Source organism: Paenirhizobium daejeonense (assembly GCF_014280875.1).
GTDB lineage: Bacteria > Pseudomonadota > Alphaproteobacteria > Rhizobiales > Rhizobiaceae > Allorhizobium > Allorhizobium daejeonense.
This window is the reverse complement of the sequence record NZ_JACLAL010000001.1, coordinates 466,633-480,690: the sequence shown is the minus strand read 5'-3', so window position 1 is coordinate 480,690 and position 14,058 is coordinate 466,633. Positions and strand designations below refer to the sequence as shown.

The following is a 14,058-nucleotide window of genomic DNA, read 5'->3' as shown; positions in this document are numbered from 1 at the left end:
AACGATGTTCAACAGGAAAACGGCAGTTGTTGCCGCCCGTCATCTCGAAAATCTGTGTCAAGACCGGCTGGGCAACTTCGGCATGATCACGGCTTTGCTTGCACCCGTCATTCTGGTGGCTGCGGGCGGCGCCGTCGACGTCGCGGCCGCCATGGCCGAAAAGACACGCCTGCAAGGCAAGCTGGACGGCGCAGTGCTGGCAGCGGTGCAGGAAAAAGGAGAGGAGAAGCGCATGGCGCTCGCATCCTCCTTCATGAGCAATCTCGACAGCGAGGGCCAAATCGACGAAGACGCGATTTCCCAGCGCTCATTGACACTTGCCAGCAATTCCGATGGCAGCCTTTCGGGCACCTACAAGGTGCCGGTAAAGACCTCATTCCTCGGCATCATCGGCATCAGTTCGCTGCCGATCACCATCACCTCGACTGCCATCGCCTCGGAAGGTTCCGGCACCGGCGACGGCTGCATCTATGCGCTCGGCAACACCAGCCAGGCGGTGTTGATCAACTCCGGTGCCAATGTGAAGTCCGAGGCCTGCAAGGTGAACGTCCATTCGACGTCGTCGCCGGCCTTCATCATGAACAGCGGTTCGACCATCGACACCGCGCAATTCTGCGTGAAGGGTACGAACTACATCAAGAACGGCGGAACGCTGACCAACCTCAAGGTCGGCTGCAACGCCGCCGATGATCCCTATGCGGGCAAGCTGCCGGAGCCGACGGTTTCCTCCACCTGCACCACCCAGGGCACGATGGACGGCCAGACGATCTCGCTCAATCCGGGCGTCCACTGCGCGACGACCTTCAACGGCAGCCCGACCATCACTTTCAAGCCGGGCCTGCACATCATCAAGGGCCGGATGATCATCAACTCCGGCGCAACCGTGAAGGCCGAAGGTGTGACCTTCTACTTCCCGGACGTCAACAGCGAGATCCGCGCAAACGGCGGCCTGACGTTTACCGCGTCGGCTCCCACCAGCGGCACCTATGCCGGCATCCTGATGTTCGAGAAAACCTCGGATGCCTCCAACAATGCCAACAAGCAGCAGTACATCTTCAACGGTTCGAAGGGCGAAACCCTGACCGGCATCATCCACCTGCCGAACCGCGACGTGACCTACAACTCGACCACCAACCAGACCAACAAGATCTCGCTGGTGGTCAACACGATCATCATGAACACCGCGAACTGGAAGATCGAGCCTTACGACGGCAAAGGTCCGACCAGCGGCGCCTCCACTGCGGTGCGCCTCGTCAACTGAGACGCAAGACACATCCGATCACGGCTGAACCTGACACCGGCTCGCGGGAAACCACGGCCGGTGTTTGCGTTTGCCCGGCATGATCGACGCGCGCGGAGCGAGCGACTGCGCTATGATCGCGCCGGGAGAATGTGGCGATGGAGGCGCGCGGCCATGCAGGAAAAGAGGAAAAGCCCTGATGAAACAACGGAAGGCAACTCGCCTTCCCGGCTGATCGATGGCCGGATCGCCGAACTCGGCGACTGGCGGGGAGAAACGCTCGCGCATGTCAGGGCGCTGGTCCGGCAGGCCGATCCGGAGGTCGTCGAGGAATGGAAATGGCGCGGCATTCCCGTGTGGTCCCATGGCGGGATCATCTGCACGGGCGAGACCTACAAGAGCATTGTGAAGCTCACCTTCGCCAAGGGCGCTTCGCTGGAAGACCCGGCGCGCCTGTTCAATTCGAGCCTTGAGGGCAATACCCGCCGCGCCATCGACATTCATGAAGGCGAGACCGTCGACGGGGAAGCGCTGAAGGCACTCATCCGCGCAGCCGTTGCGCTAAACATCTCGAAACCCGCCGGAAAACGGACAGCAAAAACCAATGCGACCCAGCCGAAAGGCGACAAAGCTTCGGCACCTGTCCTGCTCTCCGGCGGCAATCCCCAGATTGCCAAGGGCGACGGCGATATAACTGTTCAGGCTTACATCGCGGCGATGCCCGGTTGGAAGAGCGAGGCCGGACGAAAACTCGACGCGCTCATCGTCCAGACCGTGCCCGAGGTGCGCAAGGCAGTGAAATGGAATTCGCCGTTCTATGGCGTGGAGGGGCAAGGCTGGTTTCTCAGCTTCCACTGCTTCACACGCTACATCAAGGTGACATTCTTCCGGGGTTCGGCCCTCCAGCCGGTTCCGCCTGTTGCCTCGAAGGACGAGGACGCCCGCTACGTCCATATCCATGAACACGAGGCAATCGACGAGACGCAGCTTTCGGACTGGATCAGGCAGGCGGCAGCGTTGCCCGGTTGGGTTCCGTAACGCTTCGCCGGCATCGAGCCTGAAGCGTTCGGGCAGATGGGAACACACCGCCCGCATAAGCCCCTTGGCTAATACCTCCGGGCGATGGTTCACCCTTGCCGCTCGTGCTAGTTTTTACCCGCCGGCGGAGCCGGCGTTCGGCGTTTCCCTGATACATTGCACGTCTTTCAAGGGGAGGCTTTCTTGGCGGGTTATTTCGGCACCGAGACACAACAGCGCCTGCAGGCAAGAGCGGAGGAAAATGCTGCCTTCATCAGTGCCACGCCCGGCGCGTGCCAGGCGGGACGAATGATGAGCTGCGACGATCCCGATCTTCTCGGATGGCCGCAGATCGATGCTTTCCTTGCCCGTGACGGCGTCTGCGGCTTCCGTCTCATTCCCGCCGAAACGGTGGATGATCTCAAAGCCCGGCTCGCCGAGAGAGACTACCGCCTCGACACCTGGGATGTCTTTCTCGGAACGCGCGAAGCCGCGCTTGCCGCCTCAGAGGCGATCCTTGCCCGAGGGCTGCCGGAGGGCCTGGACGACCTTGCAGGACCAGACGATCCGGAAGGTGCCGATACCGTGCGTATCCAGTCGTTGATGGCGGGTGCCGGCGTCGTTCCCTTTTCCGGGTCCCTTCTGACTGGCGCCGCAGGCCCGGCGCTGACCGTCGTGATTGGCAAAAGAGGGGACAAAGGGGACGGCGATATCGTGGCCACCGCCCATGGCTATCTGCCGCACAATGCCCATAGCCCATTTCATCGCTATGCCTGGGGTGGTCTCGTCGCCGTGGCGGAGAGCGAACGGGGCAAGGGTCTCGGCAAGCATGTCAATGCCCGCATGGTGAGAGGCGTGTTTCGCGATCTCGGCGCCACCCATGTTTATGAACTCGTTTCCGCAACCAACACCACATCGCGGCGCATGGTGGAAGCCTGCGGGCTCAACATCGAATCGGGCCTCGTCTGCGGAATCGCAACGCCGAGCGGCGGCGCCCACTTCACGCGCTAGAGCGCGGTTCGCCTGAAATGATATTTTCACGGCACGTTTTTGCGGTTGCGGCGTTACCCCCTGACATCGAAACAGCAGACGGAGTGCATCATGGGCAGAACCTTTGAGCTTTCGGGTCTTTCAGAGCAGGAACTGACCGATCTCATCGACGAGGCGACCAGCATCCGGGCAATCCGGCGAGCGGACCAGCGACGTGAAGCGTCCAGGGTCACCGGCGGTGCCAAGCGCCATGACATGAAGGAACCGACCCATCACCTCAGGCCGACGCCGACGACGCGTCACGAACGCTGATCCCGCTCGGGATCGCTCCGCTTCAACGCACACCTCGGTCGGCAGGGGCTTTGCAGAAGAGAAAACAGGGAGGACAAGCCATGACGATTGCCAAGAACACGATCTGTGTCTGGTACGACAAGGAGGCAGAAGCCGCAGCCCGCTTTTACGCGATGACTTTTCCGAACAGCGTCGTCGGCAGGATCTATCGCGCGCCGGGCGACTATCCCTCGGGCAAGGAAGGTGACGTGCTGCTGGTGGAATTCACCGTTGCGGGCATTCCCTGCGTCGGCCTCAACGGCGGGCCCGTGTTCAAGCACAACGAAGCCTTTTCCTTCCAGATCGCTACGGAAGATCAGGCGGAAACCGACCGCTACTGGAACGCCATCGTCGGCAATGGCGGGCAGGAAAGCGAATGCGGCTGGTGCAAGGACAAATGGGGCATCTCATGGCAGATCACCCCGCGCACATTGCTGGAGGCGATGGCCGCCGGCGGCGAAGAGGCGAAGCGGGCCTTCGCGGCCATGATGACGATGAAGAAGATCGACGTCGCCGCCATCGAGGCCGTGCGGCGCGGCTGACGGTTGTGGTCGGGCGTGTTGAGGGATGCGGCGGAAAGGCTGACCAGCCCGCTCAGGAACGTCGCGAAGCCAGTTGTATCTTGCGACCGCGAGATGCCACACCCTCTGTCGTCATCCCGGCCTTGAGCCGGGATCCAGCGCGAGCAAGTCCTTGATCGCAAGAAAAGTCTTATGCGCGATAGACATCGCGCTGCTGGATGCCGGATCAAGTCCGGCATGACGGAGAAGGACGCGACAATCTTCGACAAGACAACCGTCAACAAGCACGGTCGCTTCCCCGCCCCTATCCCCTATCCGCCTCGTGCCGGAAGATGCGGAGGATCTGGCGGCCGAGTTCGTCGGGGGTCATGCGGCCGGGGCGATACCAGCCGGAGACGTTGTTGAGCAGGGTCAGCAGCAGCAGGCGATAGACGCCACGATCGAGCGCCGGATCGAGCGGCAAAGCGGCGATCAGGTCGCGGAATACCTGTTCGAAGGCATCGCGTTTTTCGACCAGCCGTTCGCGGATTTCCGCCGGGGCCGAGGCGAAATCGTTCATCAGCGGCATGGTCAGTGAATTGGGATCGAGCTGAATTTCCATCATGGTGACGCAGGCCGCCTCCAGCCGCGCCCACGGATCGGACAGCGGCGCGATGGCCGCGCGGATGCGGTCCTCCGCCACCTGCAGGGCGATGTCGTGGATGCGGACGAACAGCGCTTCCTTCGACTTGATGTAGTGATAGAGCGAGCCGCCGAGCAGCCCCACCCGCTCGCCGATATCGCGCACCGAGGTCGCAGCATAGCCGCGCTCGGCAAAGAGGGCGGCGGCGGCATCGAGAATATCGCGGTGGCGATCGCTCAGCCCGCTGTCCTGCAATGCGCCTGCAAGCGTGCTTTTTGCAGCACTCGTCATTTCACGGCTGTCCCCTACCGTCATTGCCTCTCCCGGCGTTTTGTCATCTCTCTGCAATCTTTCCAACGCTCATAGAGCATTTCCGGCGACAACGGAATCCACGGCACACGACAGAACTGTGGGCCTGGGTCCCCCCTTTGGCCTGCCGGGCGTACGTTTTCCCAAATCCCCTCACCTTCCGCTCTCCACAGGCTTCACAGACGTTATAAAAATTTTGCACTTGCGAACTGTAACAATCGTTTGGTACATATAGCACAGTCAGCTGAAGGAGGAAAGGTTGAGCGAGACAGTCAGGGAGGCCATGGACTTCGATGTGGTAATCGTGGGCGCTGGACCGGCAGGTCTTGCGGCGGCGATCCGCCTGAAGCAGCGCGCGGCGGAGACCGGCGCGGAAATCTCCGTTGTCGTCGTGGAAAAGGGTTCGGAAGTCGGCGCGCATATTCTGTCGGGTGCGGTGATCGATCCTTCCGGCCTCGATGCGCTGCTGCCCGACTGGCGGGAAGATCCCGACCGGCCGCTCACCACCGAAGTCACCGACGACCGCTTCCATGTGCTGACCTCCACCCGTTCGCTGCGGCTTCCCAATGCGCTGATGCCGCCGCTGATGAACAATCACGGCAACTTCATCGGCTCGCTCGGCAATGTTGCCCGCTATCTCGGGGCACAGGCCGAAGCGCTCGGCGTCGAGATCTATCCGGGCTTTGCGGCGACCGAGGTTCTCTATGACGACAACGGCGCGGTCGCCGGCATCGCCACCGGCGACATGGGGATTGGCCGCGACGGAAAACCGAAGGACGATTTCACCCCCGGCATGGAGCTTCGGGCGAAATACACCGTGTTTTCCGAAGGTGCGCGCGGCAGTCTGAGCAAGCAGCTCCTTGCCCGCTTCAACCTGACCGAGGGCCGCTCCATCCAGAAATTCGGCATCGGCATCAAGGAACTCTGGCAGGTGAAGCCGGAGAAGTTCCGGGAAGGGCTGGTGCAGCATTCGTTCGGCTGGCCGCTCGACATGAACACCGGCGGCGGCTCGTTCCTCTATCATTTCGACGATCATCTGGTGACCGTCGGCTTCGTGCTGCATCTCGATTACAAGAACCCGACGCTCTCGCCCTTCGACGAATTCCAGCGTTTCAAGACGCATCCCCTGATCCGCGACACCTTCGAGGGGGGCAAGCGCATCGCCTATGGCGCTCGCGCGCTGACAGAAGGCGGTTACCAGTCGGTGCCGCAGCTTGCCTTCCCGGGCGGGCTGCTCGCCGGCTGCGCAGCTGGCTTCATGAACGTGCCGCGCATCAAGGGTTCGCACAACGCCATCCATTCCGGCATGCAGGCGGCGGATGCCGTGTTCGACGGGCTTGCGAGCGGCCGCGCCAACGATACGCTCGAAGCCTATGAGGCCGGCTGGCGCGGTTCGGCCATCGGGCGGGACCTGAAGCCGGTCCGCAATGTCAAGCCGCTATGGTCGCGGTTCGGCACCGTGATCGGCGTCAGCCTCGGCGGCATCGACATGTGGTTGCAGACGCTTTTCGGCGTTTCGCCCTTCGGCACGCTGAAGCATCAGAAGGCCGATTTCCAGAGCCTGAAGCCGCTCTCGGAGGTCACGCCGATCCAGTACCCGAAGCCGGACGGGAAACTTACCTTCGACAAGCCGTCCTCGGTCTTCCTGTCGAACACCAACCATATCGAGGACCAGCCGATTCATCTGAGGCTTGCCGATCCCTCCATCCCGGTCGAGCGCAACCTGCCGCTCTATGGCGAGCCGGCGCGGCTCTACTGTCCCGCCGGGGTCTACGAGGTGGTCTATGACGACGAGCAGGCGAAGACCGGCCCCCGTTTCGTAATCAACGCGCAGAACTGCGTGCACTGCAAGACCTGCGACATCAAGGATCCCTCGCAGAACATTACCTGGGTGCCGCCCGAAGGCGGCGGCGGCCCGAACTATCCCAACATGTGAAGTCCGTTCCACCGATTTGTTCTCAAGCATTATCCGACGCGAACCGCTCAGCTGTTTTGCCGGAAATGCCTCCAGACAGGAAGAAGAAGACCATGACCGCAATCTATATCGTCGACACTCTGCGCAGCCCGTTTACGCCCGCCTATCGCGGCGCGCTCGCCGGCGTCCGTCCCGATGATCTCGTAGCCGGCGTCATCAAGGCGCTGGTCGGCCGCTCGGGCATCGACCCGGCCGAAATCGAGGACGTGAACCTCGGCTGCGCCTTCGCGGAGGGAGAACAGGGCCTCAACATCGCCCGCTGCGCGGCGCTGATCGCCGGACTTCCTCAATCTGTCGGCGGCTCCACGGTCAACCGCTGGTGCGGCTCCTCCATGCAGGCGATCCAGATGGCCGCTGGCGCCATCGCCATGGGCGCGGGCGACGCCTTCGTCGCAGGCGGCGTGGAAAGCATGAGCCGGGTGCCGATGATGGGCTTCAATCCCATGCCGAACCCGGCATGGAGCGACGCCCAGCGCATCGCCTTCCTCAACATGGGACTGACCGCCGAAAACCTCGCCGACCGCTACGGCATCTCGCGCGAGGAACAGGACGCCTATTCACTGGAGAGCCAGAAGAAGGCGCTCGCCGCCCGCGCCGATGGCCGGCTGGCCGCCGAGATCGCGCCGATCGGCGATGTCACCCAGGACGGCTGCCCGCGCGAGACGGACGCCGAAAAACTCGCGGGCCTCAAGACCGCCTTCAAGGCCGGCGGGTCAGTCACGGCCGGCAACTCGTCGCCGCTCACCGACGGAGCTTCCGCAACGCTGGTCTGCTCGGAAGACTTCGTGAAGCGCCATAACCTCAAGCCCCTCGCCCGCATCTCGGGATATGCCATTTCCGGCTGCGCGCCTGAAATCATGGGCATCGGCCCGGTGGAAGCCAGCCGCAAGGCTCTGAAGCGCGCCGGTATTTCAGCAGGCGATCTCGACGTGATCGAAATGAACGAGGCCTTCGCCGTGCAGGTTCTTTCCTGCTGCCGCGACCTCGACATCGATCCCATCCGCCTCAATCGCGACTGCGGCGCAATCGCGCTCGGCCATCCGCTGGGTGCGACCGGCGCCCGCCTCGTCGGCAAGGCGTCGCTGCTCCTGAAGCGCGACGGCGGACGCCATGCGCTCGCCACCCAGTGCATCGGCGGCGGTCAGGGCATCGCCATGGTTCTGGAGGCCGCTTGATCATGGCTACGATCAAAAAAGCCGCCGTCATCGGCGCGGGCGTCATGGGTTCGGGCATCGCCGCCCATCTCGCCAATGCAGGGCTCGACGTGGTGCTGCTCGACATGGAGAAGAAGTTCGCCGACGGCGGCGTCGCCCGCCAGCTCAAGGCCAACGGCTTCATGGACCCGGCATTCGCAACGCGCATCGCCACCGGCTCGACGAAGGACGACCTGGCGCTGATCGCCGATGCTGACTGGATCGTCGAGGCTGTCGCGGAAAAGCTGGAAATCAAGCAGACGCTCTACCGCGCCATCGACGGCATCAGGAAGAAGGGTTCGATCGTATCTTCCAACACTTCGACCATTCCGCTGCATTCGCTGGTCGAAGGACTGCCGGAAGGTTTCGCCTCCGACTTCCTCATCACGCATTTCTTCAATCCGCCGCGCATCATGCGGCTCCTGGAACTCGTTTCCGGCAAGGCAACCAAGCCGGAAGTGACCGCGACCATCCGTGATTTCGCGGATCACGGCCTCGGCAAGAGCGTGGTCGTCTGCAAGGACACACCCGGCTTCATCGGCAACCGCATCGGCAATTACTGGATGGTCGTGGCGCAGAACGAGGCCATCGAACTCGGCCTCGATGTCGAGGAGGCCGACGCCATCATCGGCAAGCCCTTCGGTATTCCCTCCACCGGCATCTTCGGCCTGCTGGATCTCGTCGGCATCGACCTGATGCCGACCATCCTGCGCAGCCTGCAGAACGCGACGCCGGAAGGCGATGCGGTGAAGGATTACGACGCCGAACCGGCGCTGATCGCCCGCATGATCGCGGAAAACCGTCTCGGCCGCAAAAGCGGCGCAGGCTTCGTGCGCCTTTCGCCCGACCGCAAGTCGCGCGACGTAACCGATCTGAAAACCGGCGACTACCGGCCGCAGAAGGCGGTGTCCTCCGAAAGCCTCGATGCCTCGGGCGGCGATCCGCGCGCGCTGATGGAGCATGCCGGCCTCGGCGGCCGCTATGCCGCGATCGTCATGGAAAAGTCGCTCGCCTATGCCGCGTCGCTGGTGCCGGACATCGCCGACACGCCGGATGCCGTGGATGAGGCCATGCGCACCGGCTACGGCTGGAAGCAGGGTCCGTTCGAGCTGATCGACCGGCTCGGCGCCGGCTGGCTGAAGGCGCGGCTCGAAGCGCGCGGCGTTACTGTCCCCACCTACCTCTCGCTTGCTGCCGAAAAGGGCGGCTTCTATTCGGTCGTGAACGGCAAGCGCGCCAACCTCCTGCCAGACGGCACGGTCGAGCCCGTCGTCAAGGGTGACGGTGTGCTGCTCATTTCCGACCTCAAGCTCGCCGGCAAGCCGGTCGAGGACTGGGGCGCGGCAAGCCTCTGGGATCTTGGCGACGGCGTCGCCTGCCTCGAATTCCGCACCAAGATGAACACCTACAATCCGGCTTTGCTCGACGCCATCAACAAGGCTGTCGAACGCACGGCGAAGGATTTCAAGGCACTGGTGATCGGCAGCGATGCCGCCGTGTTCAGCGCGGGCGCCGACCTGCGCGTCTTCCTCGACACGGTGGAAAAGGGCGGCCGCGAGGCGTTGGGCGCCTTCATCGACCATGGCCACCGCACCTTCAAGGCGGTGAAATATGCCCCCTTCCCGGTGGTTGGTGCGGCAGCCGGGCTGGCGCTCGGCGGTGGCTGCGAGATCCTTCTGCATTGCGACGCGATCCAGGCCCATGCGGAGCTTTCCATCGGCCTCGTCGAAACCCGCATCGGCGTCGTACCGGGCTGGGGCGGCTGCAAGGAAATGATGCTGCGCTTCTCGGCATCGACCGCCGCGCTGCGCGGGCCGGTCGCGCCTGCGATTGCCGCCTTCAACCTGATCGCGCCTGCCAGGGTTTCGGCCAGCGCCTTCGATGCCCGCAACCTCGGCTTCCTGAAGGCTACCGACGGCATCACCATGAACCGCAGCCGGCTGATCGCCGACGCCAAGGCAAAGGCGCTTTCGCTCGCCGAAGGCTATGTCGCGCCGGAACCGCCTGTCATCGCCATGGCCGGGCCATCAGGGGCTTCCGCGATCCACAACATCATCGAAGGCGAAGCGCTCGCTGGGCGCGCCACCGCGCATGACGGAGTGGTCGGGCGTGCGCTCGCCAACGTTCTGACCGGCGGTCCGTCCGCCGATCCGCTGAAACCGCTCACCGAAGACGATGTGCTCGCGCTGGAGCGCGAGGCCTTCGTCGACCTGCTCGCAACACCCGCAACCGTGGACCGCGTCAAGCACATGCTGGCGACCGGCAAGCCGCTGCGCAACTGAACAAGAAGAGGCAAGGAAACTCCCATGGCTGGCTATATCCCTCCCGTCGACGACATCTCCTTCCTGCTCGGCGAGGTCTTCGACTTCGACGCGCAGATGGCCGCCCTTCCCGGCTTTGAAGAGGTCAATACCGAACTCGCAGCAAGCGTCATGGAGGAAGGCGGCAAGTTCTGCGCCGAGATCCTCGAACCGCTCAACCGCCCCGGCGACGAGGAAGGCTGCAAGCTGGAAAACGGACTGGTGACGACGCCGAAGGGCGTCGCCGACGCTTACAAGGCGTTCGTCGAGGCCGGCTGGGGCGGGCTGTCGGGCGATCCGGAATTTGGCGGACAGGGCCTGCCGCGTGTGCTGCAGATCCTGCTGGACGAGATGCTGTCTTCCGCCAACCTCTCCTTCGGCCTGTTTCCGGGGCTGACGCGCGGCGCGGTCGAAGCAATCGCCCACCATGCGAACGACGAGCTGAAGCAAAAATATCTGCCGAAGATGATCTCCGGCGAATGGACGGGCGCGATGGCGCTCACCGAATCCTCCGCCGGCACCGATCTCGGCCTGCTGACCACCCGCGCCGAGCCGGTGGGTGATGGTTCCTACGCCATCAAGGGCACCAAGATCTTCATCTCCTCCGGCGACCAGGATTTCGGTGGCAATATCGTGCATCTGGTGCTGGCCCGCCTGCCCGACGCGCCGAAGGGCGTGAAGGGTATCAGCCTGTTCCTATCGCCCAAGTTCCTCGTCAACGAAGACGGTTCGCTCGGTGAGCGCAACCGCATGTCGGTCGGTTCGCTGGAGCACAAGATGGGCATCCACGCCCAGCCGACCTGCGTGATGAACTATGACGGCGCCATCGGCTGGCTGGTCGGAGAGCCCGGCCGCGGCCTCAACGCCATGTTCACGATGATGAACGCGGAACGCCTGTTCGTCGGCATTCAGGGGCTCGGCATCGGCGAGGCCGCCAACCAGAAGGCCGTCGCCTACGCCCGCGAACGCCTGCAGGGCCGCTCCGCCGACGGCGCGCGTGGACCCGTGCCGATCATCGAGCATGCCGACGTGCGCAAGATGCTCTTGACCGGCCGTTCGCTGACCGAGGCCGGCCGCGCGCTGGCCATCTGGACCGCTCTGCAGATGGATATCGCCGCCCGCCACCCGGATGCGGAAGCCCGCCGCAAGGCCGACGGTCTCGTCGCGCTGCTGACGCCGGTGGTGAAGGCCGCCTTCACTGATTTCGGCTTCGAGATCGCCGTCCAGTCGCAGCAGGTGTTCGGCGGCCACGGCTATATCCGCGAATGGGGCATGGAACAGTATGTGCGCGATGCCCGCATCGCCCAGATCTACGAGGGCACCAACGGCGTTCAGGCCATGGACCTGGTCGGCCGTAAGCTGCCGATGGAAAACGGCGCGGTGGCGCGCGGTTTCTTCGCGCTGGTACGTGGTGACCTTTCGAGCACGAAGGGTTCGGCCGAACTGGAGACGGTGAAGGCCGCCGTTATCGAGGCCCTTTCCCGGCTCGAAAAACTGACGGAAGACTTGCTGGCCAAGGGTACTGATCCGGTTGAGGCTGGAGCGAGCGCCACCGACTACCTGCGCTTCTTCGCGCTGGTAAGCTTCGGCTGGCTCTGGGTGCGCATGGCCGAAAAAGCCTCGGCCGATGCAACAACGCCGCTGAAGCAGCGCAAGCTTGCGCTTGCCCGCTTCTTTGCGGCACGCCTGCTGCCGCAGACCATCAGCCTCGACGCGGCCATCCGCGCCGGCGCTGCCGATATCATGGCGCTCGACGCCGACCTGTTCTGATTGAAGTCCAGAGCATTTCCGGCGAGAACGGAGTCGCCGGAAATGCTCCATCTCTTTGTTTTCATGTAATTCCTAACGCAAAACCGCTTCACGCTTTTGCTGGAATTACTCTGTCCCGGGAGGAGAAGACCATGCTTGGCATGATGATGAATGCACCGCTGCTCGTGTCATCGATCCTGCGTCACGCAGAGACCTATCACGGCGGCACGGAAGTCGTGTCGAAAACCGTCGAGGGCCCCATCCACCGCTACACCTATGGCGATCTTGCGAAGCGCAGCCGGAAGCTCGCCAACGCCCTCAAAAAGCTCGGCCTCGAGCATGGCGACCGGGTGGGCACGCTCGCCTGGAACGGCTACCGCCACATGGAGCTTTACTACGGCGTATCAGGCTCAGGCTTCGTGTGCCACACGATCAACCCGCGCCTCTTCCGCGAGCAGATCGGCTACATCATCGAACATGCTGGCGACAGCGTGCTCTTCTCCGACCTCACCTTCCTGCCGATCCTCGAAGCGCTGGCCGACCGGCTGGCGCCGCTGAAGGCCGTCGTCATCCTGACCGACGAGTCGCATATGCCGAAATCGGACGTGCTGCCCAACCTCGTCTGCTACGAGACGCTGATTGCAGGAGAATCCGACGAATTCGAGTGGCCGGTGTTCGACGAAAACACCGCCTCCGGCCTGTGCTACACCTCGGGCACCACGGGCGACCCGAAGGGCGTGCTCTACAGCCACCGCTCCAGCGTGCTGCATGCCATGGCGATCAGCTTCATGGACGTGCTCAGCCTTTCAGCCAATGACGCGGTGGTGCCAGTCGTACCGATGTTCCATGTCAATGCCTGGGGCCTGCCCTTTGCGGCACCGATGGTCGGGGCAAAGCTCGTCATGCCAGGCCCTAACCTCGACGGCGCCAGCCTGCATTCGCTGTTCGAGAGCGAAGGCGTGACGGTAACCGCCGGCGTGCCGACGGTCTGGCTCGGCCTGCTCGACTGGATGGATGCCCATGGCCAGAAATTCACAAGCCTGAAGCGGGTCGCTATCGGCGGCTCGGCCACGCCTCCGATCATGATCAGCCGCTTCCATAATATGGGCGTAACGGTTCGCCATGCCTGGGGCATGACGGAAACCAGCCCGATCGGGCTTGCGGCGACGCTTCTTCCGAAGCACGAGGCTCTTTCGGCGGAACAGAAACTCATGCTCGAATGCAAGCAGGGCCGCCCGCTGTTCGGCATGGAATTCCGCATCGACGGCAGCGACGGCAAGCCGGTGGCCCGTGACGGCAAGGCCTTCGGCGCCATGATGGTGCGCGGCCCCTGGGTCGCGGCCGGTTACTACAACACCGAGAAGAGCCCGGCGCATGCCGTCGAAGGCTGGTTCGACACGGGTGACGTCGTCACCATGGACGAGGACGGATTCGTGCAGATCGTCGACCGCACCAAGGACGTAGTGAAATCCGGCGGCGAATGGATCAGCTCGATCGAACTGGAAAACATCGCGCAAGCCCATCCCGCGATCAAGGAAGCGGCGGTGGTCGGCGCTCCCGACGCCCGCTGGGGCGAGCGCCCCGTTCTGGTGGTGGTGGTCAAGCCCGGTCAGACGTTTACCCGCCACGACATGCTCGATGTCTATACCGGCAAGATCTCCAAGTGGAGCATTCCCGACGACGTCATCATCGTCGAGGAACTGCCGCATACCGCAACCGGAAAGCTGCTGAAGACCGCAATCCGCCAGATCGTTCTCGACGAGTACGCCAAGCGCTCGCCGGACTCGACGCTCGCCGGTTGAGGGATACGCG

The 14,058-nt window shown here is 63.4% G+C and carries 11 protein-coding genes and 1 pseudogene; 11 read left to right on the top strand and 1 reads right to left on the bottom strand.

Features of this window, described 5'->3' with window-relative positions:
* Positions 1-4 precede the first annotated feature (4 nt).
* The 6 genes and pseudogenes from H4I99_RS02300 to H4I99_RS02280 all read left to right on the top strand — a co-directional run bounded on the left by H4I99_RS02300 (position 5) and on the right by H4I99_RS02280 (position 4,119).
* The gene (locus tag H4I99_RS02300) at positions 5-1,261 is read left to right on the top strand and encodes a pilus assembly protein TadG-related protein (protein WP_163904219.1); all 1,257 of its coding nucleotides are present in this window, start codon (positions 5-7) and stop codon (positions 1,259-1,261) included.
* A gap of 153 nt (positions 1,262-1,414) precedes the next feature.
* Positions 1,415-1,843: pseudogene (locus H4I99_RS24330) on the top strand (DUF1801 domain-containing protein); the annotation flags it as partial.
* A gap of 42 nt (positions 1,844-1,885) precedes the next feature.
* On the top strand, positions 1,886-2,278 hold the full coding sequence (locus H4I99_RS24325; RefSeq protein ID WP_244624880.1) for a DUF1801 domain-containing protein: 393 nt from the start codon (positions 1,886-1,888) through the stop codon (positions 2,276-2,278).
* A gap of 183 nt (positions 2,279-2,461) precedes the next feature.
* Positions 2,462-3,268 (top strand): GNAT family N-acetyltransferase, encoded by an 807-nt coding sequence (locus H4I99_RS02290; RefSeq protein WP_163904216.1) that lies wholly within the window; start codon positions 2,462-2,464, stop codon positions 3,266-3,268.
* 90 nt (positions 3,269-3,358) lie between these two features.
* Entirely contained in the window at positions 3,359-3,559 is a 201-nt protein-coding gene (locus H4I99_RS02285) for a hypothetical protein (RefSeq protein ID WP_163904214.1), read from the top strand.
* 86 nt (positions 3,560-3,645) lie between these two features.
* On the top strand, positions 3,646-4,119 hold the full coding sequence (locus H4I99_RS02280; RefSeq protein ID WP_163906175.1) for a VOC family protein: 474 nt from the start codon (positions 3,646-3,648) through the stop codon (positions 4,117-4,119).
* Between the two features lie 283 nt (positions 4,120-4,402).
* Here H4I99_RS02280 and H4I99_RS02275 read toward each other — a convergent pair whose 3' ends face one another.
* Positions 4,403-5,035, bottom strand: a complete 633-nt coding sequence (locus H4I99_RS02275) for a TetR/AcrR family transcriptional regulator (RefSeq protein ID WP_244624845.1) — start codon at positions 5,033-5,035, stop codon at positions 4,403-4,405.
* Between the two features lie 277 nt (positions 5,036-5,312).
* Here H4I99_RS02275 and H4I99_RS02270 point away from each other — a divergent pair, with 277 nt between their 5' ends.
* From H4I99_RS02270 to H4I99_RS02250, 5 genes are all read left to right on the top strand, one after another.
* Positions 5,313-6,965, top strand: a complete 1,653-nt coding sequence (locus tag H4I99_RS02270) for an electron transfer flavoprotein-ubiquinone oxidoreductase (protein WP_186663214.1) — start codon at positions 5,313-5,315, stop codon at positions 6,963-6,965.
* 92 nt (positions 6,966-7,057) lie between these two features.
* Positions 7,058-8,179 carry a thiolase family protein gene (locus tag H4I99_RS02265; RefSeq protein WP_163904210.1) on the top strand — a complete coding sequence of 374 codons (1,122 nt, stop codon included), beginning with the start codon at positions 7,058-7,060 and terminating at the stop codon, positions 8,177-8,179.
* A gap of 2 nt (positions 8,180-8,181) precedes the next feature.
* Entirely contained in the window at positions 8,182-10,479 is a 2,298-nt protein-coding gene (locus H4I99_RS02260; protein ID WP_163904208.1) for a 3-hydroxyacyl-CoA dehydrogenase/enoyl-CoA hydratase family protein, read from the top strand.
* Between the two features lie 24 nt (positions 10,480-10,503).
* On the top strand, positions 10,504-12,267 hold the full coding sequence (locus H4I99_RS02255; protein WP_163904206.1) for an acyl-CoA dehydrogenase C-terminal domain-containing protein: 1,764 nt from the start codon (positions 10,504-10,506) through the stop codon (positions 12,265-12,267).
* A gap of 131 nt (positions 12,268-12,398) precedes the next feature.
* The gene (locus H4I99_RS02250; protein ID WP_163904204.1) at positions 12,399-14,048 is read left to right on the top strand and encodes a long-chain-fatty-acid--CoA ligase; all 1,650 of its coding nucleotides are present in this window, start codon (positions 12,399-12,401) and stop codon (positions 14,046-14,048) included.
* Positions 14,049-14,058 lie beyond the last annotated feature (10 nt).

Excerpts from the sequence above, each read along its gene's own strand:
- H4I99_RS02255 (WP_163904206.1), top strand. The coding sequence starts at position 10,504 with ATGGCTGGCTATATCCCTCCCGTCGACGACATCTCCTTCCTGCTCGGC.
- H4I99_RS02265 (WP_163904210.1), top strand. The coding sequence starts at position 7,058 with ATGACCGCAATCTATATCGTCGACACTCTGCGCAGCCCGTTTACGCCC.
- H4I99_RS02250 (WP_163904204.1), top strand. The coding sequence starts at position 12,399 with ATGCTTGGCATGATGATGAATGCACCGCTGCTCGTGTCATCGATCCTG.
- H4I99_RS02300 (WP_163904219.1), top strand. The coding sequence starts at position 5 with ATGTTCAACAGGAAAACGGCAGTTGTTGCCGCCCGTCATCTCGAAAAT.
- H4I99_RS02270 (WP_186663214.1), top strand. The coding sequence starts at position 5,313 with ATGGACTTCGATGTGGTAATCGTGGGCGCTGGACCGGCAGGTCTTGCG.
- H4I99_RS02275 (WP_244624845.1), bottom strand. The coding sequence starts at position 5,035 with ATGACGGTAGGGGACAGCCGTGAAATGACGAGTGCTGCAAAAAGCACG.
- H4I99_RS02285 (WP_163904214.1), top strand. The coding sequence starts at position 3,359 with ATGGGCAGAACCTTTGAGCTTTCGGGTCTTTCAGAGCAGGAACTGACC.
- H4I99_RS02260 (WP_163904208.1), top strand. The coding sequence starts at position 8,182 with ATGGCTACGATCAAAAAAGCCGCCGTCATCGGCGCGGGCGTCATGGGT.